14 protein-coding genes are annotated in these 23155 nt (G+C 68.3%); 10 read left to right on the plus strand and 4 right to left on the minus strand.

What is annotated here, in order from left to right; translation table 11 throughout:
- Positions 1-38: 38 nt before the first annotated feature.
- Genes GVY41_RS01415 through GVY41_RS01425 form a run of 3 tightly spaced genes read right to left on the minus strand, consistent with a single transcriptional unit; the run spans position 39 to position 5715 of the window.
- Positions 39-1496 carry a hypothetical protein gene (locus GVY41_RS01415; RefSeq protein ID WP_161342642.1) on the minus strand — a complete coding sequence of 486 codons (1458 nt, stop codon included), beginning with the start codon at positions 1494-1496 and terminating at the stop codon, positions 39-41.
- Positions 1493-5020: a hypothetical protein gene (locus tag GVY41_RS01420; protein WP_161342644.1), complete on the minus strand. Its 3528-nt coding sequence runs from the start codon at positions 5018-5020 to the stop codon at positions 1493-1495. The genes GVY41_RS01415 and GVY41_RS01420 overlap by 4 nt, the downstream gene beginning before the upstream one ends.
- Complete coding sequence (locus GVY41_RS01425) at positions 5017-5715, minus strand: hypothetical protein (protein ID WP_161342646.1); 699 nt, start codon at positions 5713-5715, stop codon at positions 5017-5019. The genes GVY41_RS01420 and GVY41_RS01425 overlap by 4 nt, the downstream gene beginning before the upstream one ends.
- Before the next feature lie 275 nt (positions 5716-5990).
- Here GVY41_RS01425 and GVY41_RS01430 point away from each other — a divergent pair, with 275 nt between their 5' ends.
- From GVY41_RS01430 to GVY41_RS01460, 7 genes are all read left to right on the plus strand, one after another.
- Positions 5991-6659: a helix-turn-helix domain-containing protein gene (locus GVY41_RS01430; RefSeq protein WP_161342648.1), complete on the plus strand. Its 669-nt coding sequence runs from the start codon at positions 5991-5993 to the stop codon at positions 6657-6659.
- Positions 6660-6699: 40 nt separating this feature from the next.
- Complete coding sequence (locus tag GVY41_RS01435) at positions 6700-8295, plus strand: ABC transporter substrate-binding protein (protein WP_161342650.1); 1596 nt, start codon at positions 6700-6702, stop codon at positions 8293-8295.
- Between the two features lie 74 nt (positions 8296-8369).
- Complete coding sequence (locus GVY41_RS01440; RefSeq protein WP_161342652.1) at positions 8370-9377, plus strand: ABC transporter permease subunit; 1008 nt, start codon at positions 8370-8372, stop codon at positions 9375-9377.
- 32 nt (positions 9378-9409) lie between these two features.
- Complete coding sequence (locus GVY41_RS01445) at positions 9410-10291, plus strand: ABC transporter permease subunit (protein WP_373283232.1); 882 nt, start codon at positions 9410-9412, stop codon at positions 10289-10291.
- A 4-nt stretch (positions 10292-10295) separates the two neighbouring features.
- Complete coding sequence (locus GVY41_RS01450; protein WP_161342656.1) at positions 10296-11135, plus strand: ABC transporter ATP-binding protein; 840 nt, start codon at positions 10296-10298, stop codon at positions 11133-11135.
- Complete coding sequence (locus GVY41_RS01455) at positions 11132-11986, plus strand: ATP-binding cassette domain-containing protein (protein WP_161342658.1); 855 nt, start codon at positions 11132-11134, stop codon at positions 11984-11986. Before GVY41_RS01450 ends, GVY41_RS01455 begins: the two co-directional genes overlap by 4 nt.
- A gap of 27 nt (positions 11987-12013) precedes the next feature.
- On the plus strand, positions 12014-13171 hold the full coding sequence (locus tag GVY41_RS01460; RefSeq protein ID WP_161342660.1) for a M24 family metallopeptidase: 1158 nt from the start codon (positions 12014-12016) through the stop codon (positions 13169-13171).
- 10 nt (positions 13172-13181) lie between these two features.
- On the opposite strand, the gene GVY41_RS01465 is transcribed toward GVY41_RS01460, so the two are convergent.
- Positions 13182-13913, minus strand: coding sequence for a Crp/Fnr family transcriptional regulator (locus GVY41_RS01465; RefSeq protein ID WP_161342662.1), 732 nt, complete (start codon positions 13911-13913; stop codon positions 13182-13184).
- A 200-nt stretch (positions 13914-14113) separates the two neighbouring features.
- Between GVY41_RS01465 and GVY41_RS01470 the strand changes: the two genes are divergently transcribed.
- The 3 genes from GVY41_RS01470 (at position 14114) to GVY41_RS01480 (ending at position 23136) form a co-directional block, all read left to right on the plus strand.
- On the plus strand, positions 14114-14350 hold the full coding sequence (locus GVY41_RS01470; RefSeq protein ID WP_161342664.1) for a hypothetical protein: 237 nt from the start codon (positions 14114-14116) through the stop codon (positions 14348-14350).
- Between the two features lie 192 nt (positions 14351-14542).
- Positions 14543-14740: a hypothetical protein gene (locus tag GVY41_RS01475; protein ID WP_161342666.1), complete on the plus strand. Its 198-nt coding sequence runs from the start codon at positions 14543-14545 to the stop codon at positions 14738-14740.
- Between the two features lie 89 nt (positions 14741-14829).
- Positions 14830-23136, plus strand: a complete 8307-nt coding sequence (locus GVY41_RS01480) for a glycoside hydrolase family 94 protein (protein WP_229725893.1) — start codon at positions 14830-14832, stop codon at positions 23134-23136.
- Positions 23137-23155: the final 19 nt, after the last annotated feature.

The following is a 23155-nucleotide window of genomic DNA, read 5'->3' on the forward strand; positions in this document are numbered from 1 at the left end:
CGCACGCGAGGCCCTGCGGAACCGCGCGGCGCGGACGGTTACGGCGCAGGGACAGGCTTGCGCAGCTTGGCAAAGGGGCGCGGCAGGCCCGGATCGCCGCGCAGCTTTTCCTGATAGGCGGCGTTGACGGCCGAGATCATCGAGCCCGGCCCCATGCAGGTCGTGTCGATGCCCCAGGCGCGGGCCTCTTCCTCGATCAGCGCGCGGCGGCGGTCCTCCCAGATCTTCTGGTTCTCCAGCAGGTTGTCCAGCGCCGTGGTCATTTCGTCGAAGACCCCGGCAGTATAGCGGTCGCGCAGGTTCCACGAGCTTTCCAGCCCGACATTGGCGGACTTTCCGCCAACCCCCGCCGCGCCGCCGACGTAGAAGTCCAGCCGCGCCACGCCATCCTCGATCCAGCGCACCAGCCGGTATTCGCTCTGGGTCTGCCACTCGCCGTCATAGAAATCCTCGGTCGAGAGGTTCTGGTCGATCGATATGCCGTATTTGCCCTCCAGCGCCAGCGGCCCAAGCTCGACCCCGTCCAGCGAGAAGCCGACCTTCACCCTGCCGTTCCATTCCGGCTTGGTCCAGTCGCCATCCTGCAGGCCGATGCCGATGCCGAACTCGACATTCGGGCCGTCCTTCACCCCCTCCATCTTCAGCACGATCTCTTGCGGTTCGACCCGCCCCTCCTTGTCGAGCCCGAAGCCGACCTCGAAGCCGCCGCCAAGGCCATCGGGCGAGACATCGACGCGCAGATCGACCTGATCGGGTTTCAGCAGTTCGGGCCGCCGCGCCAGGAAATCCGCCGTCCAGACGCCGGCCTCACCTGCCGCCCGCAGGGCCCCGCTGATCGTTGCGTCGTCCACCTGCTCGCGCAGCAGCTCGATCGCGTCCGGCGAGAGGGTGTAGAGCACCTTGTCGGCGGGCACGTCGCGCAGCAGCCGGTCGGGGCCGGCATCGGGCTGCGACAGGGCCTCGGCGCGGAGCCGGGCGCAGGTCTCCTTGGCGGCCGCTGCCGCAGCGGCCGCCGTGGCGGCGCCGGCCCCCTTGCCTGCCGCAGCGGCGGTTCTGGCCGAGGCGACCAGCACGGCCAGCGGATCTTCGGCCCCCGCAGCGACCGATCTGGCGCTGCATGTCTCCCAGATCGACGCATCCGAGGGCAGGGGATAGCGCATGCAGCCATAGCCCGACACGACGCAGGGATCGCCGGGCTGGTTGCACGAATAGCGCTTGTCATATTCGCCGATGGTGCCGGGGTGATAGAATTGCGAGGTCGAGGACGAGCCGTAGGCGGCCGTCCGGCAGATGCAGTTCCAGAAGTCATCCCCCGGATCGAAGCCGAGGCGGTCGTAGACGGCGCGCTGCTTGCCGTAATCCAGCCCGATGATCTGCGACAGAAGCGCCGTGTCGGCGTCACTGCGCGCCGGGTCCTGTTGCGCAGCGCCAGGGTTGGCCCACAGCAGCACGGTGCAGAGGAGGCCCGGCAAGACATGGGTGTGCTTGAGGATCATTGATCTGTCTCCAGGTCTGTTGCGGCCTTCTCGAGGGCCGCGCCAAGGAAGGCCTCCACGTCGAACTCGGCGTCATCGACCAGGCCGAAACGGGCTGCCGCGTCCATTCCGGGCGGGGTTTCCCAGCCGGCCGTGATCGGGCCAAGCGTCAGGTTGCCGGGGCGGCCGATGGCATCGGTCACCGAAAGCACCGACAGGTGGAAGGATTTGCCAAGGTCGCTGGTGAACCCGGTGCCGCGCAGTTCCAGCGGCGGGCCCTCGGCGGCGGGCAGGACCACGCTGACCCAGCGGACCCCAAGGCGCAGGACAATCTCGCCGGTCCAGTTCTCGGTCAGCCAGCGGTCGTCGATCCAGCGGCTCCAGGTCGGCCAGTAGCCGGCGGCAAGGGTCATCTGCCAGTCGCCGGCATGAACACCGTCAGCCGCGCGCTGGAACACCACGGCGGCCTCGTTGGCCGATATCATGTCGTCATTGGGCTGGGGCGACAGGTAAAGCTGCAGCCCCTCGGTCCGGGCGGGGTCCAGCGTCAGGGCAATGCGGAACGGGGTGCGCTGCAACCTGTGGTCCAGCACCGCGACCGGCGCGGCCGAGACCAGCCCCGCCGCCGCGTCGCGCGCAGTGCCGTCGGTCGTGGCCAGCATCCATCCATCGGCGAAGCGCACGCTTGCCGGATCACCGCCGCGGAGGCCGACCGGCTTCCACGCATCGCTTGCCGTGCCGTCGAACAGCGCCCGGGCGGGCAGGGGGGCCACGCCCGGTGCCGGGTCCGGCGAAACCATGCCGCCGGGCTCGCGGCCAACCCTGATGCTGCGGATCGCCATCTGCACCGCCATGCCGGGCTGGTCTGGCTGCGTGAAGGCAAAGAGCCGCAGGCCCTGCCCCCCCGCCGCGCCGGGCCACGGGATCCCGATCTCGGGCAGGCCCTGCCCCCGGACGTCCACGCGGCCCTCGCGGATCCCCAGGGTGATCTGGTCCGGCAGGATGCCCGGGGCCTCCATCTCGACCAGATCGCGGCCGCTGTCGTGCCAGGTCGAGATCCGCCCGGTGCCGTCCGCCGCGCGGCGCCAATGCATGAACCAGGTCGGGTTGGTGGGCATGATGCCCTCGCTGGCGCGCGGGACCGACAAGGCCAGCACCATGCCGCTGGTGCGGGCGGGGTCCAGCTCCACCGTGACGGTGGCCGCGCCATCGGGGGTCAGACGATCGGGCCAGACCACCGGTTCGGGAGAGTAGATGCCAAGCTGTGCCGCGCCCTGTCCTTCGGGCAGGTCGATGGCCAGCGCGCCCTCGGCGATGCGGATCTCTTCAGCAGAGAAGTTGGTGCCACGCGGCAGCAGCCGCCGGAAGTGCGGACCGAGGCCCTTGCCGTCGAACAGCGGAGCCATCTCGGGCCCATAGGCGAAACGGTCATGGGCGGGGCCGGGCTCCCACGGATGGGTGGACACGGCGATGCGGGTGAACGCGGCGCGGGTGGCCGAGGCCCGGTCTGGCGATTCCGCCAGCGCGTAGAGGACATAGCCGGCCTGCAGGTGACCGGCGAAGACGGCATCCCCCAGCACGGCGCCGGTCGCGTCGAACAGGCGGACGTAGCCCTGGGGATACATCTCCATCGTCACTTCGCGGGCCGCCTCCACCGAGGGCAGGGCCATGTCCAGCACCTTGGCCTTGCCCAGCCAAAGCCGGACAGCGGGCGCGGCCGGATCGGCCAGATCGACGCCAAGGCGGTAATGGTTCACGTCACGGTCCACCTCTCCGGCGCGGTCCGGTGGCACCAGTGCCAGCCAGGCCTGCGCGGTGCGGGCAGGATCCAGACCCACGGTGATGCGCTGCATCGAGCCGATGCGCGGGCCGGTGACCACGGCGCCGGCGGTGCGGATGCCGGTGGTGCCCCAGCGGCTGCCTGCCGGCACCTCGATTGTCAGGCTGCCGGCCTCGCTGCGTGCGAAGCCCTCGAAACTGCCGCCATCGGCCTCCAGCGGCAGCCAGTTCGGATGCGGCAGGGCGGCCAGCAATTCGCCCTGCGGGACAGTTCGCGCAAGATCGGGCAGCGCGGCGGCTTCAGGCTCTGGCACGGGTTGCGGTGCCGTCTCTGCCGGAGCCGTTGCGCCAAGCGAGGCGGCATAGGCGCGCGGGTCGGGCAGATCGTCCTGCCGGATATCAAGGCTGTCGCCCCCGCCTTCGACGACGGCGACGGTCAGGTCCGTGGTTTCGATGGCCACGAAGATGCCGCCCGGCACCACATCCAGAAGGTCCAGAAACAGCGGCGTGAAGTAGTCCCCCGTCGGCCCCCGCATGTCATAGGCGAAGTCCATGCCAAAGACCGGCAGGGCCCCAGCCTTGCAGGACAGCGCCCATTCGGCCGTCGCATAGCCGTGCCGCGCGAACACCGCCCCCGGCCCGCTGGCGAACCAGGTAGCATCGGCCGGCACGCAGTCGCCGCCGAACAGCGCCTCCAGCATCGGCGTCCAGACCGCCAGGGCATCGGTGTCCGGCGACAGGGCGGCCGTGCCGAGCGGCGCGACCGGAGCCGCCCCCCGTGTCACGCTCGCCATCATCTGCGCCAGCCGGGCATCGGCGCCCGGATCATCCTCGGGGCGCAGGGTGGCGACCAGCATCCGGCCTCCGGCAGCGTCACGGCCACGGAACACGCGCGCCACTGCCCGGTCAAAGGCCGGGTCGGTGCCGGCGGGGGCGTAGATACGGGCGATGATCGTCAGGACCGACCCGTCATGGCCCGCAAGGCTGGCGCGGTCGTCGGCCTCGATCGAGCGCGGCACCACCCATTGCGAGAAGAAATGATCCTCGGTCCTCTGCGCAGCCGCGTCATCGGGGCTTAGCGCAACGATCATCAGGGCGCGCGCGTCCGGTGAGACCAATGTCAGCAGCCGCGCGCCAGGCTGGTCGGCTGTGTAGAGCGCCCATCCGGCGGGGCGCAGCAGGCCGATGCCGCTCGCCGCATCGAAGATCGCCTCTTCGGCGTCGGGCGGGGCGGGCGCTGCCGTTGGCGCTGTGCCCGGAACCTGCGGCAGGATCAACGGGGTCTCCGGAGCGCCGGAGCCGTCAAAGCTGATGCTGCCCAGGATCGCCCACAGCGCCGCCTGCAGGTCGCCGGCCGCAATGCCCTCGCCCGACAGATCGAACAGCAGCCGGTAGCCGTCTTCGGGCCGTGGTTCGTCCAGCACGACCATCATGCTGCGGGTAGCGCCCTGCAGGCTGTGGACGAACGTGGCCGGTTGCCCCGCAACGACTACGGGGCCGCTTTGCACTTCTTCCGGCCAGCCCAAGAGCGGCTCATCCGCGATCCACCAGAACGCCGCCAGCGTCAGCCTTGCGTCTGGCGAGGCCAGGATCACCCTGCGCTCGCGGATCTCCGAGGTCACCTGCCAGTCGGCGGGCGCGGCAAAGGTCACCTCGCCAAGATCATGGGTCTCTAGGCCCTGCGCCGGTGCCGGTCCGGCAAGGCCAAGGGCCAGGAGGATGACGGCGATCCGGCGAAGCAGGGAGGGCGGAATGTGGAGGGTCACTTGGAGGCTCCTTCATGAATCGTGCCGTTGCGGGCGGGGGAAAGCCCCTGCGCCGCAAGAACCCGCAAGAGCGCGGCGTGGCCCTGTTCGAACCCTTCGCGCGGGATGACAAACCGGCGCCCGTCCTGCGTGGTCAGTTCCGTGCCGGTGCTGTCGCGGGCCAGCAGGATGGCGCCGGAGGCGGTAGGGTTACCCGCCGCCAGCAGCGGCGCAAGCCGACGCAGCCAGACCGGCAACCCCCGGCGGTGCGGCTTGGCGCTGGCGATGTCGCCCCACCCAAGCCGGGCGCAATGGCGCCAGGTGTCGATCTGGGGCCCCTGTTCCTCCAGCCGAAGGCCGAAGGCCGAGGACACTGCCGCCAGCATGGGCAGGACTGCCAAAAGCCCCGCCATCGGCCATAGCAGCCAGGCCGAGGGGTGAAGATCGCCGCCGCCGATCAGGAAAGGCAGCCCGAAGAAAAAGCCGATCAGCGCGAACCCCAGCAGGTCAGGAAGGATAACGGCCTGGACCCGTGACATCCGCAGCGTCCCTGGAGGCCGCGAGGGCCCCGGCCAGAGGTAGGCGGCACCCGCAAGCGCCGCGGCGATCAGCCGGGGGGCGGGGTCGCCTGCACATGCAATCGCCGCCGACAAACACGCCAGCACCGCAATGCGCCGCGCAAACTCGATCCTGCCCATTGGAGAAAGGAAAGCCATGGTGACCTCCTTAAGATCACCGCAATCAGGGCGCAGACGCGCAACTTCCGCGATGACCTGGATCAAGGTGACAAAGCTGCAGCGATCTGTGTGACCGCGGCGGCCACGCGCCTGGCGTCAGCGCCCGGCGAGGCCGGGCGCAGCCGCCGTGCAGAAAAAAGATTTTTCCACGGGAATAATCTGTGTTGCAAAGCCTCGGCCTTTCGGATGAACTCTCGCCCGAATGTCATCCCCGAACGTCACCCCCCCGAACGTCACCTCAGTCCAGGATCGCAATGAGCAAGAAGACCGGCGGCGTCAGCTTCACCCTCGGCCCGCGCATCCGCAAGCGCCGCCAGATGATGTCGATGACGCTTCAGGCCCTCAGCAATGCGTGCGGCGTGTCGGTCGGCTATCTCAGCCAGGTCGAGCGGGACAATGCGGTCCCGACCCTTGGCACGCTGGCCGAGATCGCCGCGGCGCTGAACGTCAGCATCGACCATTTCATCGCGACGCCGCGCCAGTCCGACGCCGTGACCCGCGCCAGCCAGCGGCCCCGCTTCTCGGTTGCCGGGAACTCGGTGATCTATGAAAAGCTGGGCGCCGACTTTCCGGGGCATGAACTGACCTCGTTCGTTCTGAACGTGCCGCCGCAGTACAGCACCGAGACCGTGCAGCATTCCGGCGAAGAGATCATCTTCGTGCTGGAAGGCGAGATCCTGCAGATCGTCGACGGCCAGAGCTTCTTGCTGCACACCGGCGACAGCATGCATTACCTCGGCCTTCAGCCCCATTCCTACTCCAACCCCGGCGACACGCCGGCGCGGTTGCTGTGGATGGGCAAGATGCTGCACCCCGTGACCCATTCTGCTCACCCCCTGCAGGCCTTCCCGGACGCGCAGGGCGAAGCTGACGCGAAGTCCACGGTTGCGCCCCTGGGCGTCGCCAGCATACCTGCCGGATAAACCGGCAGCCCGTTTCAAGACCACCAAAGGGAGAATGCCCATGAAAACGTTATTCGTACTGGCCTCGGCGGCGCTTGCCATGACGGCCGTCACGGCCCAGGCAAAGACCTTCGTCTATTGCTCGGAAGCCTCGCCCGAGGGCTTCGATCCGGCGCCCTATACCGCGGGCGGCACCTTCGACGCCTCGGCCCACCCGATCTTCAACCGCCTGACCGAGTTCAAGAAGGGCACGACCGAAGTCGAGCCGGGCCTCGCGGAAAGCTGGGAAGTGTCGGAAGACGGCACCGAATACACCTTCAAGCTGCGCCAGGGCGTGAAGTGGCATTCGAACGAGACCTTCACCCCGACGCGTGATTTCAACGCCGATGACGTGATCTTCTCGTATGACCGTCAGGGCAACGCGGAAAACCCGTGGCACCAGTATATCCCCGGCATCACCTACGAATACTACACCTCGATGGCGATGCCCGACCTGATCAAGTCGGTCGAGAAGATCGACGACTACACCGTCAAGTTCACGCTGAACCAGCCCGAAGCGCCGTTCCTGGCCAACATCGCCATGCCCTTCGCCTCGATCGTGTCGAAGGAATATGCCGATGCGCTGGACGCTGCGGGCACCCGCGAAGACCTGAACAACCTGCCGATCGGCACCGGGCCTTTCAAGTTCGTGGCCTACCAGAAGGACGCGGTGATCCGCTACACCAAGAACACCGAATACTGGGGCACCCCGGCGATCATCGATGATCTGATCTTTGCCATCACCCCCGATGCCGCCGTGCGCCTGCAAAAGCTGAAGGCCGGCGAATGCCACCTGATGCCTTATCCGGCCCCGGCCGATATCGAGGCGATCCGCACCGACCCGAACCTGACGCTGGAAGAGCAGGCGGGCCTGAACGTCGGCTACCTCGCCTACAACACCACCCAGGCGCCCTTCGACAATCCGGTCGTCCGCAAGGCGCTGAACATGGCGATCGACAAGAACGCCATCGTGGATGCCGTGTTCCAGGGCGCGGCGCTGCCGGCCAAGAACCCGATCCCGCCGACCATGTGGTCCTATAACGACGCCGTGGAAGACGATGCCTATGATCCCGAAGCGGCAAAGGCGATGCTGGAAGAAGCTGGCGTCACCGATCTGTCGATGAAGATCTGGGCGATGCCGGTGCAGCGCCCCTACATGCCGAACGCCCGCCGCACGGCGGAGCTGATGCAAGAAGACCTGGCGCAGGTCGGCGTCGAGGTGGAAATCATCTCCTACGAATGGGGCGAGTATCTGGCCAAGTCGATGGAAGCGGGCCGTGACGGTGCCGTTATGCTGGGCTGGACCGGCGACAACGGCGATCCGGACAACTTCCTGTCGGTGCTGCTGTCCTGCGATAGCGCCGGCGAGGGCGGTGCGAACCGCGCCTTCTGGTGCAACGAGGAGTTCTCGGCGCTGCTGAAGGACGCCAAGGTCACCGCCGACCCGGCAGAGCGCACCGCGCTGTACGAGCAGGCGCAGGTGATCTTCAAGGAGCAGGCGCCCTGGTTCACCATCGCGCACTCGACCCAGTATGTGCCGATGTCGAACAAGGTGTCGGGCTTCAAGATGAGCCCGCTGGGTGACTTCACGTTTGAAACCGTGGACATCGCCGAGTAAGAGGCCGCAACCAACTGAACTGACGCGCGGGGGATTCAGGTCTCCCGCGCGTTTGCTACAAGGGGCAAGGGCGCATGGTCCGACTTATTCTCTCCAAGCTGCTGTATCTGGTGCCGACCTTCCTCGGCATCACCATCATCGCCTTCAGCTTCGTGCGCATCCTGCCCGGTGATCCGGTGCTGCTGATGGCGGGCGAGCGCGGTGTCACGCCTGAACGCCATGCCGAGCTTTCGGCCCAGCTGGGCTATGACAAGTCGGTGGTGCTGCAATACTTCGATTTCCTCTGGCGCCTGCTGCAAGGTGACCTGGGCCATTCGCTGGTGACGAAAAAGCCGGTGATGGACGAGTTTCTTGCCCTGTTCCCGGCAACGGTCGAACTGGGCCTCTGCGCGATCCTGCTGGCCACGCTGATCGGTGTGCCCGTCGGCGTGCTCGCCGCCATCAAGCGCGGCAGCTGGTTCGATCAGGTGTCGATGACCACGGCGCTGGTCGGCTTTTCCATGCCGATCTTCTGGTGGGGGCTGCTGCTGATCATCTTCTTCTCGGGCATCCTCGGCTGGACCCCGGTCTCGGGCCGGATCAGCCTGATGTATTACTTCCCCGACGTGACCGGTTTCATGCTGATCGACAGCCTGCTGTCGGGGCAAAGCGGCGCCTTCACCTCGGCGGTGCGGCACCTGATCCTGCCTTCTGTCGTGCTGGCCACGATCCCGCTGGCGGTGATCGCGCGGCAGACCCGCTCGGCCATGCTCGAGGTGATGGGCGAGGATTACGTCCGCACCGCCCGCGCCAAGGGGATGCCCTCCCGCCGGGTGATCGGCGTCCATGCGCTGCGCAATGCCATGATCCCGGTGATCACCACCATCGGGTTGCAGGTCGGCGTGCTGATGGCCGGCGCGATCCTGACAGAGACCATCTTCTCCTGGCCCGGCATCGGCAAATGGATGATCGATTCCATCGCACGCCGGGATTATCCCGTGGTCCAGTCGGGCCTGCTGCTGGTGGCCGCACTGGTGATGATCGTGAACCTTCTGGTCGATCTGACCTATGGCCTCATCAACCCGAGGATCCGCAACAAATGACCGATACCCCTATTTCCCCCGCCCCGGTCAGGATGTCGGATGCCGCAATCCGCCGGCGGATGCTGTCCGAGTTCTGGTTCTACTTCCGCCAGAACCGCGGCGCCGTCATCGGGCTTGTCGTCTTCGTCCTGCTGGTGCTGACCGCGATCTTCGCGCCGGTGCTGGCCCCGTACTCGCCCACCGCGCAGAACCGCGGCGCGCTGCTGGTCCCGCCGTTCTGGCAAGAGGGCGGCAGCACTGCCTATCTGCTGGGCACCGATGCCGTGGGCCGCGACATGCTCTCGCGGCTGATCTTCGGCTCGCAGTATTCGCTGTTCATCGGCATCGTCGTTGTGTCGATCGCCCTTGTCGGCGGCATCGCCATCGGCCTTGTGGCCGGGTTCTTCGGCGGCTGGGTCGACAGCGTCATCATGCGGGTGATGGACGTGATCCTGGCCTTTCCCTCGCTGTTGCTGGCACTGGTGCTGGTCGCGGTGCTGGGGCCGGGGCTGACCAATGCGATGATCGCCATCGCCATCGTCTATCAGCCGCATTTCGCGCGCCTGACCCGCGCCGCCGTGATGTCGGAACTGAAGCGCGAATATGTCACCGCGGCGCGTGTTGCCGGGGCTGGCAATTTCCGGCTGATGTTCAAGACCATCCTGCCCAACTGCCTGGCCCCGCTGATCGTGCAGGCGACACTGTCCTTCTCCTCCGCCGTGCTCGACTCTGCCGCGCTTGGCTTCCTTGGCATGGGCGCGCAGCCGCCCTCGCCGGAATGGGGCACCATGCTGGCCGAGGCACGCGAATTCATCCTGCGCGCCTGGTGGGTCGTGACCTTCCCGGGCCTTGCGATCCTGACCTCGGTGCTGGCGATCAACATGATGGGCGACGGGCTGCGCGACGCCCTCGACCCCAAGCTGAAGCGGAGCTGAGATCATGGCCCTTCTGAACATCCGCAACCTCAGCGTCAAATTCGCCACCGCCGCCGGCAGCTTCACCGCTGTGGACGGGATCGACGTGCATGTCGACCGGGGCGAGGTGCTGGCCATCGTCGGCGAAAGCGGCTCTGGCAAGTCCGTCTCGATGCTGGCGGTGATGGGGCTGTTGCCCGACACCGCCACCATCACCGCTGACGAGATGACCTATGACGGGCGCGACATTTCCAACATGTCGGGCCCCGAGCGCCGCCGCCTGATCGGGCGCGAGATCACCATGATCTTCCAGGAACCCGTCGCCTCGCTCAACCCCGCCTTCACCGTGGGCTTCCAGATCGAGGAGGTGCTGCGCCTGAACCTCGGCCTGTCGAACCGCGACGCGCGCGCCAAGGCGCTGGACCTGTTCCGGTCCGTCGGCATCCCCGAGCCCGAGGTGAAGATCAACGCCTATCCGCACCAGATGTCGGGCGGGCAATGCCAGCGGGTGATGATCGCCATGGCCATCGCCAGCAACCCGCGTCTGCTGATCGCCGATGAACCGACCACGGCGCTGGACGTGACCATCCAGAAGCAGATCCTCGACCTGTTGATGAAGCTGCAGGAAGATTACGGCATGGCCCTGATCCTGATCACCCATGACATGGGCGTGGTGGCCGAAACCGCCGACCGGGTGGTGGTGCAATACAAGGGCAAGAAGATGGAAGAGGCCGATGTGCTGAGCCTGTTCGAAAACCCGCAAAGCCCCTATACCCGCGCGCTGCTGTCGGCGCTGCCGGAACATGCGACCGGAGACCGGCTGCCCACCGTGTCGGAGTTCTTCCTGCAGGAGGGCGCGCAATGACCGTTTCCACTCCCGTCGTCGAAGGCCGCGCCATCGTGCAGGACTACAACGTGCCCGGCAGCCTGTTTACCGGCAGCAAGGTGGTGCGGGCGCTGAACGGCATCGACTTCGCGGTCGAGAAGGGCAAGACGCTGGCCATCGTCGGCGAAAGCGGGTCGGGCAAGTCCACGCTCGCCCGGATCATCGCGCTGATCGACGCACCGAGCGAGGGCGAGCTGCGCATCGACGGCGAACTGGCCGACATCCGCCGCCGCCGCCCCACGCCCGCGCTGCGCTCCAAGGTGCAGATGGTGTTCCAGAACCCCTATGGCAGCCTGAACCCGCGCCAGAAGGTCGGCGATGTGCTGATGGAACCCCTGATCATCAACACCGACTACCCGGCGACCGAGCGGCGCGACCGGGCCGAGGCGATGCTGAAGAAGGTCGACCTGCAGCCCGAGCACTTCAACCGCTATCCGCACATGTTCTCGGGCGGGCAACGCCAGCGCATCGCCATCGCCCGGGCGCTGATGCTGAACCCGGCGCTGCTGGTGCTGGATGAACCCGTCTCGGCGCTGGACCTGTCAGTGCAGGCGCAGGTGCTGAACCTGCTGAGCGATCTGCAGGAGGAGTTCGAGCTGACCTATGTCTTCGTCAGCCACGACCTGTCGGTGGTGCGCTATATCGCCGACGATGTGATGGTGATCTCGAAGGGCGTGGCGGTCGAGCAGGGCAGCCGCGAGGCGCTGTTCGCCAACCCGCAGCACCCCTACACGCAGTCGCTGTTCGCGGCGACGCCGGTAACGGATGTCGAGGCGATCCGTGCGCGGGTCGCGCGCCGCAAGGCCGCGCGTCTGTCGCATCCGGTCTGAGCCGTTGCCATGTCGAGGGAGCCGCCGATGACCGACTACGATAGAGCACTGGCCGGGTTCGCCCGGGTGGAGGTGCCGGCGATCCCCGTGGCCGAACTGGCCGCCCGCATTGCCGGGCTGGCCGCCGCAATGCGCGGCGCGGGTCTGGCGGCGGTCTGGCTCGATGCCACCACCTCGCTGACCTATTATACCGGGCTGGAGCTGCACGGGTCCGAACGGCTGCACGGTGCGCTGCTCCGCGCCGATGGCTCGCTGCTGTATATCACCCCGAATTTCGAGCGGCCCAAGCTGGCAACGCTGATCCGCCTGCCCGCCGAGATCGCGGTCTGGGAAGAGAATGAGGACCCCATCGCGCTCGTTACGGGGGGGCTTTCCGGGCGGATCGGCCTCGATCCCGGCATGGCCTTCGGTTTTGCCAGCCGGCTGATGGCGGTGCCGGGGCTGCAGGTGGTTTCGGCCGGCGATCTGATTGCGGCGCAGCGGCGGATCAAGTCGCCCGCCGAGCTGGCAATCATCCAGACCGCGATGGATGCCAGCTACGCCGTGCAGAAGGCAGTCCACGCCGGCCTGCGCCCCGGCATCGGCACGCGCGAGGTCTCGGATTTCATCGACGCCGCGCATCTGGCCAGCGGCCTGACTCCCGTTTTCAGCGCCGTGCAATTCGGCGAGGCGACGGCCTATCCGCATGGCGTGCCCTACGTGCAGCAGCTGACGCGGGGCGACATGGTGCTGGTCGATCTGGGCGGCAGCCTGCATGGCTACAAGTCCGACATCACCCGCAGCTATGTCTTTGGCCCGGTCAACGACCGCAAGCGGCACCTGTGGGACTGCGAATATCGCGCGCAGCAGGCGGCCTTTGCGGCGGCCCGCCCCGGCGTTCCCTGCGCCGAGGTCGATGCCGCAGCCCGCGCCTCGCTGGTGGCCGACGGCTTCGGCCCCGGCTATGCCGTGCCCGGCCTGCCGCACCGCACCGGCCACGGGCTTGGCCTCGACCTGCATGAAGAGCCGTGGATCGTCGGCGGCAACCAGATGCCGCTGCAGCTCGGCATGTGCTTTTCCATCGAGCCGATGCTCTGCGTCTATGGCGAATGCGGGGTGCGGCTGGAGGATATCGCCTATATGACCGACACCGGCCCGCGCTGGTTCTGCCCGCCGGCCCGTTCGCCCGAAGCCCCGTTCGACTGACCGCGCCCGGTCACTTCAGCAGCGGGCCATCGTGATCGAGGTAGGTCTTGTCGAAATCCGCCAGCGCCACCAGCCCATCAAGATCATGGATCTCGACCTTGCCGTGCTGGAAGGTCACCAGCCCGTCCTCGCGCAGCTCGCGCAACTCGCGGTTGATGTGGACGGCGCTCAGCCCCAGCGCATCTGCCAGCATGTATTGCGACAGCGGGCAGGCATAGCCCGAGGCGGTCGCAAGCCCCACCAGTTTCAGCCTTGCCCCCAGTTCCAGCAGGAAATGCGCTGTGCGCTCCTTGGCGTCGCGCCGGCCGATGCCCACCAGATGCTCCACCACCATCGCCTCGTCGCGCGACGCGGCCCAAAGCACGGCGGTCGCCAGACGCGGGGTCTTGCCGAAGGTTGCCAGCAGGTCTGCGGCCGGCACCTCCGACGCCTCGACCTTGGTGACGGGCTCTATATTGTGGTCGGCCGTGCGGAACAGCACAGACCGCAACCCCAGAAAATCACCGGGGATCTGGAAATCGACGATCTGCCGCGTGCCGCCCGACAGCAACTTGTAGGAACACACCCAGCCCGAGGCGAGAATATAGGCAGAATGGTTGACCTGCCCTTCATGCACGATGTCGCGCCCGGCCGGAAACGTCTTGCGGCGGCCGTGAAGCCGGTCCAGGGCGGACAGCTCTTCCCCGGACAGGGCCACGAAGGCCCCAAGTTTGCGCGCGAACGGGCTTTGCTGGATGGACAATGCGGGCGCTCCTTCGAGGCAAGCCTTCGGCGGCAGAATCACGCAATAGCGGCCGCCTGAGCGACCCGTAATCGGGAACGCGGCCGATCAGACTGATCTGCCTCAGTATACCATAGCACGAACCTGCGACAGTGGTCCCGGGTCCAAAGGCCGTCGCCAATCCGCCTGCGCCCCTCCCCACCCCAGAAAAGGCCAGACTGATGCCCATGACCCATGACGTTGCCGGAACCGCCGCGTTATCCATCTGCGAGTCGCTGCTGCTGGCCCTGAACGACCGCAACATCCTGCCACAGCACGAGATCGTGGGCATCTTGCGCGATGCCGCCGCAGCGCATTCCAACGATGTGGGCGAGGATGCCGCGGCCGAGCTGCACAAGGCCGTCGCGGACCTGATCAACGGCATCCTGGCCGGAGGAAACTCGGTCCGGCGCCGCTGACCTGTCATCGGCGGAGTTTGGTGCATAGCTGCGCCGGACGAGGCCATATTGCTCTGCGCCCGTCCTCCCGTGCCCCTGCGCGGCCAATCTGCTGCGCGAACCCTCGTTTTTCCCGGCCTGCGACATCTTCGCCACGGAACTGCGGGGGCCTTTCGTCGCTTGGGTGATTGCCATTGCCTGAAAGGACACGTCATGAACTGGGATCAGATAGAAACGAACTGGGCGGCCATGACGCGCCGCGTGCGACCGGAACGCCCCGTCGCCGGCACCGCCCCGCAGCGGACCTCCACCGACGCGATGAACTCCGTTGATGGGCAGGACCGCACCGCTGTTGATGGGCAGGACCGCACCGCTGCAGAGCGCTCGCCCACGCCGCGTCAGGTCGCATGAGCGCAAGGCGCGCGGCTTCGGACTGGACCGCGCGCCTGATCCGAAGGGTTGGCGGGCGGTCTTCGCCGGACCTTTGGCAAGATACCTCGGTGATCCGGTCCGAGCTGTTCGGGACCGAGCGGCTGGCGCACCACGCCCTGACGCTGGCGGCCGCGCAGACCATCGCGCGCCACCCCGGCGCGCGGGTCAGCCCGCTGACCGCGCGGGTCAAGGACAACGCCGTCTTTCTGCTGCAGGCTTACCGCTCCTGCGCGCAGACCCTGCAGGCGGGGCGCCCGATTGCGCCCGCCGCCGAATGGTTGCTGGACAACTTCCACCTCGTCGAGCAGCAGCTTCGCCAGATCGGGGATGACCTGCCCGCCGGCTATTACCGGCAGCTGCCCAAGCTGGCAGAGGGCCCCTTCGCGGGGTACCCGCGCGTCTTCGGCCTCGCCTGGGCCTATGTCGCGCATACCGACAGCTTGCTGTCAGGCCCCGTTCTGGCCAAGTTCGTGCAGTCCTACCAGCAGGTCAGCCCGCTTTCCATCGGCGAGCTCTGGGCCGTGGCGATCACCCTGCGCATTGTGCTGCTGGAGAACATGCGCCGCCTTGCCGAGCAGATCACCCAGGGCAACGAATTGCGGCTGGTGGCCGACGAGATCGTGGACAAGGTTCTGGCCGCCCGCAAGACTCCCGACCAAACCCCGCAAGAGGCACTGTTCGCCGCCACGGCCAGCCTCGCCCACGCGCCGCTTCACGAGATCATCGCCGCCCAGATCGCCAAGCGCCTGCGCGGCTTCGATCCCGAGGATACGCCGCTGCAAGCCTGGCTTGCGGCGCGGCTGCACCGGCAGGGATCGTCCATCGAGACGGTGGTGCAGAATGCGCAGCTGCGGCAGGGCGCATCGAATGTCACCATGCGCAACATCGTCACCAGCATGCGGCTGGCCTCGGAACTCGACTGGGCGGATTTTGTCGAGGATGTCAGCCTGATCGACACCCGCCTGCGGGGTGGCTCGGGCTTCGCCCAGATGGATTTCGCCACCCGCAACGCCTATCGCACCGAAATCGAGGTGCTGGCGCGCGGATCGGACCTGTCGGAAATCGCGGTTGCCGATGCAGCGCTGGAGTTTGCCGCGCAGCACGGGGCCGAACCCGGATATGGCCTGATCGGGGCCGGGAGGCCCGCGCTGGAGCAGACCGTCCGGTTCCGGCCCGGCCCGGGGATGCGGCTTGGCCGCGCGCTCGGGAAGCTGGGTCTTGCGGGCTATCTCGGGGCCATCGCGCTGGTGTCACTCGCGGTCCTCGCGCTGGCGCTGTGGGCCGCGGGCGCGGGCGGGCTCGCGCTGATCGCATTGGCCCTGACCGGCTTTCTGACCGCGACCGAGGCGGGCACCGCGCTGGTGAACCTCGCCGTCACGCGCATCGTGCGGCCCAAGCTGCTGCCCGGGCTGGACCTGTCCGCGGGCATCCCGGCCCACCTGCGCACGCTGGTCGCGGTGCCGGTGCTGCTCAGCGACCGGGCCGACCTGCAGGCGCAGATCGAACAGCTGGAGGTGCATCACCTCTCCAGCACCGGCGGCGCGCTGCATTATGCGCTGCTGTCGGACGGCCCCGATGCCGCCAGTGAAACCACGCCGCAGGACGCCGCCCTGATCGCCGAGGCGAGTGCGGCGATGGCCCGCCTGAATGCCAGTTACCCCTCGGAGGACGGCGACCGCTTCGTGTTCCTGCATCGCCGCCGCCTGTGGAACGAGGCCGAAGGCGTCTGGATGGGGTGGGAGCGCAAGCGCGGCAAGCTGGAGGAGTTGAACCGCCTGCTGCGCGGCGACGCCGATACCAGTTTTCTGCCGCAATTCGGCGTGCCGCAGGACGTGCGCTTCGTGATCACCCTCGATGCCGACACCCGCCTGCTGCGCGATACCGTGGCGCGGCTGATCGGCAAGATGGCGCATCCGCTGAACCGGGCCGAACTCGACCCCGCGTCGGGCCGCGTCACCCGCGGCTATGGCATCGTGCAGCCGCGGGTCACCCCGGCGCTGCCGACCGGGGCCGAGGGCTCGATCTTCCAGCAGGTCTTCTCCAGCCCCGGCGGGATAGAACCCTATGCCGCCGCCATCTCGAACGTCTATCAGGACCTGTTCGGCGAGGGGTCGTTCACCGGCAAGGGCATCTATGATGTCGATGCCTTCGCCGCCAGCCTTGCGGGGCGGGTGCCGGACAACACCATGCTCAGCCATGACCTGTTCGAGGGGGTCTTTGCCCGCGCCGGTCTGGCCTCCGATATCGACGTGGTCGACGAGTTTCCCGCCCGCTATGACGTCGCCGCCCGCCGCCAGCATCGCTGGGTGCGCGGCGACTGGCAGCTGCTGCCCTGGCTGGTGCGGCGCGGCTCTGGGCTGACGGCGCTTGGGCGCTGGAAGATGCTCGACAACCTGCGCCGGGCCGTGGTGGCGCCGCTGACGCTGGCGGCGCTGTTCGCGGGCTGGCTGATGCCGCTGCCGGTGGCGGCTGCCTGGACCGTGGCAGTGCTGGGAATGCTGGCGCTGCCGCATCTGGTGGGTCTGCCCTTCGCCGTGCTGCCGGGCCGCGCCGGGATCACCTCGCGCAGCCACGGCGCGGCGCTGCTGGCCGATACAAAGCGATCGGTGGCGCAGATCGCGCTGAACATCGCGCTGCTGGCCGAGACGGCTTGGCAGATGGCGGATGCGGCCGCGCGCACCGCCTTCCGTCTGGCGGTCAGCCGCAAGCACCTGCTGCAATGGGTCACCGCCGCGGCAACCGGCGCCAGCGCCCGCCCCGGCCCGGTGGCGCAATATCGGCGGATGGCGGGCGGCGTCGCGCTTGGGCTTGGCACCGGCACGCTCGCCGTGGCGCTCAACCCGGCGGTCTGGCCGCTGGCCATGCCCTTCGCCCTGCTGTGGCTTGCAGCCCCCGCCATCGCTCACCGCATCAGCCGCCCGCTGGTGCAAGCCTCTGCCCGCCCGCTGCCCGAAGCCGAGGCCCGCGCCCTGCGCCTGATTGCCCGCCGCACCTGGCGCTACTTCGAGACCTTCGTGACCGAGGCCGACAATTTCCTGCCTCCCGACAACCATCAGGAGATTCCAACCCCCGTCACCTTCCACCGCACCTCGCCCACCAATATCGGCCTCTACCTGCTCTCGGCCACCGTCGCCCGCGACATGGGCTGGATCGGCCAGACCGCCGCGCTCACCCGGCTGGAGCAGACGTTGAACACCGTGACGCGGATGCCGCGCTTCCGCGGGCATCTTTTCAACTGGCATGACACGCAGGACCTGCGGGTGCTGGACCCGGCCTATGTGTCTTCGGTGGATAGCGGCAATCTGGCCGGGCACCTGATCGCCGTGGCGCAAGCTTGCCACGAATGGCAGGCGGGGCCGGTCCCGGACGCCGCCCGCCGCGAGGGGCTTGCCGATGCGCTGGCGCTGGCCCGCCTGTCGCCGACCCCGGCCGCCGCCAGCCTGCTGGACCGTCTGGCCGCCGCCAATGCCCGCCAGGAGCCGTTCGCGGACCTGCTGCCGCTTGCGACGGAAGCCGCCGACGCAGCCGACGCCCTTGGCGATCCCGATCTTGCCTTCTGGTGTGGCGCCGCGCGCGACTGCATCGCCGGCGCGCTCGAGGATGCGGCGGGCGGCACTGCCGCGCGGCTGGCAGCGGTGGAAGAGCTCGCCCGCGCCTTGGCGATGGACATGAACTTCGCCTTCCTGCTCGACCCCGAGAAGAAACTGCTCTCCATCGGCTTTTCGGTCTCGACCAATACCCGCGACCCGAACTGCTATGACCTCCTGGCCTCCGAAGCGCGGCTGGCGAGCCTGTTTGCCATCGCCAAGGGCGACGCGCCCACCCGGCACTGGTTCCGGCTCGGCCGCGCCGCCACGCCCATCGGCGCCGGCTCGGCGCTGATCTCATGGTCGGGCAGCATGTTCGAATACCTGATGCCCTCGCTGATCATGCGCGCGCCGGTGGGGTCGGTGCTGGAGCAGACCAACCGGCTGATCGTCGGCCGGCAGATGGCGTATGGCGCGGCGCAGGGGATGCCCTGGGGCATCTCGGAATCCTCCTACAACGCCCGCGATCTGGAGATGACCTATCAGTATGCCAATTTCGGCGTGCCGGGCCTTGGCCTGAAGCGGGGGCTGGCAGCGAACCGCGTTGTCGCGCCCTATGCCACCGGGCTGGCCACGATGGTCGATCCGCGCGCGGCGTTGCAGAACTACCGGCGCCTCGCCGCCATCGGGGCCGAGGGACAGTATGGCTTCTACGAGGCGGTGGACTTCACCCCCGCGCGCCTGCCAGCCGGGGCGGATCATGCGCTGGTGCAAAGCTTCATGGCGCATCATCAGGGCATGACCATCACCGCCATCGCCAATGTCGTTCAAGGCGGGCGGCTGCGCGCCCGCTTCCATGCCGAACCGATGATCCAGGCTGTGGACCTGCTGCTGCAGGAACGGGTGCCGCGCGATGCCAGCGCCGCCCCGCCGCGCGCCAAGGATGTGCCGGTGACCGAGGCCGAACCCTCGGGCGCCCCGGCCCTGCGCCACTTCGAGACGCCGGAAGCCGAGGCGCCGACCGGCCACCTGCTGTCCAACGGCAGCTATGGCGTGATGCTGACGCCGACGGGCGCAGGCTACAGCCGCTGGCGCGATCTGGCCGTCACCCGCTGGCGGCCAGATCCGACGCGGGCGGGGCTTGGCTCGTTCATCTTCGCGCGCGACGTGAAATCCGGGGCGCTGTGGTCGGCGGGCGTTCAGCCCACCGGCGCGGGGGCGGGGCAGCACCGCGCAGTGTTCTCCGAGCATCTCGCCTCGTTCTCCCATCACGGCAAGCGATTGAACATGACCACCGAGGTCGTCGTGTCGGCCGAGGATGATGCCGAGGCGCGCCGCGTCACCCTGACCAACACCGGCAGCCAGGCGCGTGAGATCGACCTGACCTCCTATGCCGAACTGGTGCTGGCCCCGCCCGCCGCCGATCTGGCGCATCCGGCATTCTCCAAGCTGTTCGTAGTCACCGATTACATGCCCGAGCTTGGCGCGATCATTGCCACCCGCCGCCGCCGCTCGCCCACCGACCCCGAGGTCTGGGCCGCGCATATCGCCGTGGTCGAGGGCCGGGAGTCAGCACCCCTGCAATATGAGACCGACCGCGCCCGCTTCATCGGCCGTGGCGGCAGCATCGGCGCGGCGGCGATGTCCCATAGCCCGCTTTCCGGCACCACTGGCACCGTGCTCGACCCGGTCTTCGCCCTGCGCCGCCGGGTGATCGTGCCCTCGGGCGGTGTGGTGCGGGTGACGTTCTGGACCATGATCGCCGCCACGCCCGAGGCACTGCTGGACCTCGTGGACCGCCACCGTGACCCCTCGTCCTTCGAGAGGGCCGTGACCCTGTCCTGGACGCAAGGTCAGGTGCAGCTGCGCCATCAGGGCCTGAGCCCGGCGGCGGCCGTCGATTTCCAGCGACTTGGCGGCATGATCCTGCGTGGCGATGCGCGCCTGCGCGCCGCCCCCCGCCAGATCGAGACTGCGGCGGGGCCGCAATCCGCGCTCTGGGCGATGGGTATTTCGGGCGACCTGCCGATCATCCTGTTCCGGATCAGCGAACCCGAAGACGCCGCCGCCCTGCATGAGGTGCTGGCGGCCCATGAATACCTGCGGATGCGGCAGCTGGACGCGGATCTGGTGATCCTGAACGACCGGGCCTCGTCTTACGTGCAGGACATGCAGATCGTCATCGACATCGCCGTCCGCTCGGCCCAGTCGCGCCTGCGCGGCGAGCCACATCCGGGCGGGCCGAGCGGCGCGATCCACACCCTGCGCGCCGATCTGGTGACGGTGGACCAGCGCGCGCTGCTGCTGTCGGTGGCGCGGATCGTGCTGCTGGCCAATCGCGGCAGCATCGGCGACCAGATCGAGGCCTTGCCGATTGTGCCTGCAGCGCCCGTAGCGGCCCCGCCGGTCGCCCCGGCCCCCGGGAACGCGAGCCCCCTGCCGGAGCTGGAGTTCTTCAATGGCACCGGCGGCTTTGCCGACAACGGCCGCGAATACGTCACCGTCCTGTGCGATGGCCAGACCACGCCCGCCCCCTGGATCAACGTCATCGCCAATCCGGGCTTCGGCTTTCAGGTCTCGGCCGAGGGCAGCGGATCGGTCTGGGCCGAGAACAGCCGCGAGAACCAGCTGACGCCCTGGTCGAACGACCCGGTTTGCGACCCGGCGGGCGAGGCGATCTACCTGCATGATCTGGACAGCGGCGCCACCTGGACGCCGACCGCGCTGCCGATCCGCGGCCGCGGCACCTATGTCGCGCGGCATGGCTTCGGCTATAGCCGGTTCGAGCATACCGGCCACGGCGTCGCGGCCGAGATGGTGCAGTTCGTGCCCATGGATGACCCGGTCAAGATCACCCGGCTGACCCTGCGCAACACCGGCAGCACCCCGCGCCGCCTGTCGGTCACCGCCTATGCCGAATGGGTGCTGGGAACCTCGCGCAGTGCCACCGCGCCCCATATCATCACCTGGCAGGATCAGGGTGCGATCCTTGCCCGCAACCCCTTCGCCACGGCGTTTCCCGGCCGCGTTGCCTTTGCCGATCTGGGGGCCGATACCAACAGCCGCACCGCCGACCGTTCCGAGGTTCTGGGCCACAATGGCAGCATGGCCGCCCCAGCGGGCATCGGGACCAAGCCACTGTCGGGCCGCACCGGCCCGGCGCTAGACCCCTGCGCGGCCCTGCAACGCCATCTGACGCTGGCCCCCGGCGAAAGCACCACGGTTGTCTTCCTGCTGGGGCAGGCGACCACGGCCGAGGCGGCGCAGGCGCTGATCCAGCGTCACCGCGCTGCCGATCCCGAAGCCACACTGGCCACCGTCCGCCAGCACTGGACGGACCTGCTGGGTGCCGTGCAGGTCACCTCGCCTGACCGCGCCATGGACATCCTGCTGAACGGCTGGCTGCTGTACCAGACCCTTGCCTGCCGGATCTGGGCGCGCGCGGGGTTCTATCAGGCCAGCGGCGCCTATGGCTTCCGCGACCAGTTGCAGGACGGGATGGCGCTGACTGCGTTGCGGCCCGAGATGACACGGGCGCATCTGCTGCGTGCGGCTGGCCGCCAGTTCCCGGAAGGCGACGTCCAGCACTGGTGGCTGCCGCATTCGGGGCAGGGCGTGCGCACAAGGATCTCGGATGACCGGGTCTGGCTGGGCTATGGCGTGGCGCAATACATCGCGGTGTCGGGGGATGCGGCGATTCTGGATGAGCAAATCCCGTTCCTTGACGGCCCGCCGGTGCCGCCCGGCGCGCATGACGACTTCTTCCAGCCCGCGATCTCCGACATCCATGCCAGCCTGTTCGAGCATTGCGCCCGCGGCATAGATCAGGCCATCGAGCTGACCGGCGCCAACGGGATGCCGCTGATCGGCACCGGCGACTGGAATGACGGGATGAACCGGGTGGGCGAGGGCGGTCAGGGCACCTCGGTCTGGCTGGGCTGGCTGCTGATCGCCACCATCGACCGGCTGGCCCCGATTGCCGATGCCCGGGACCCCGCCCGCGCCGCGCGCTGGCGCACGCATCGGGAGGCCGTGCTAAACGCTATCGAAGCCGAGGGCTGGGACGGCGCGTGGTATCGGCGCGGCACCTTCGACGATGGCACGCCGCTGGGGTCGGCGGCATCGGACGAATGCCGCATCGACAGCATCGCGCAATCCTGGGCCGTACTGTCCGGCGCGGCGGACCCGGCCCGCGCGGCGACCGCGATGGCCAGCATGACCGAGCATCTGGTGCGCCCCGACCCGGGCCTTGCCCTGCTGTTCACCCCGCCCTTCGACCAGACCCCGATGGACCCCGGCTACATCAAGGGCTACCCGCCCGGCCTGCGCGAGAATGGCGGGCAATACAGCCATGCCGCGATGTGGGCGATCCTGGCGCAATGCCGGCTGGGCAACGGCGATGCGGCGGGGGCGCTGTTCTCGCTGGTCAACCCCATCAACCACGCCCTGACGCCCGAGGCTGCGGCGCGCTACAAGGTCGAACCCTACGTGGTCGCCGCCGATGTCTATTCCATGCCGCCGCATGACGGGCGCGGGGGGTGGACCTGGTATACCGGCTCCGCCGGCTGGATGTACCGCGCCGGGGTCGAGGGCCTGCTGGGCCTGACGCGGGCGGGGGACAACCTGGTGCTGGACCCGTGCTTCCCCAAGGACTGGCCGCAGATGCAGGCCACGCTGAGCCTCGGCGAGACGCGCCTGCAGATCACCATCGCCAATCCGGGCCACACCGGCCACGGGATTGCATCCGCCGAACTGGATGGGGTGCCGCTGGACGTTGCAGAAGGGCGCCTGACCCTGCCGCTGCCGCAGGGCGAGTTGCGCCATCTGACGGTCCAACTGCGGACGTGACGCACCGATACTTTGGCCG

The sequence above is a fragment of the Frigidibacter albus genome (assembly GCF_009908165.1).
In the GTDB taxonomy this organism is placed as follows: Bacteria; Pseudomonadota; Alphaproteobacteria; order Rhodobacterales; family Rhodobacteraceae; genus Frigidibacter; species Frigidibacter albus.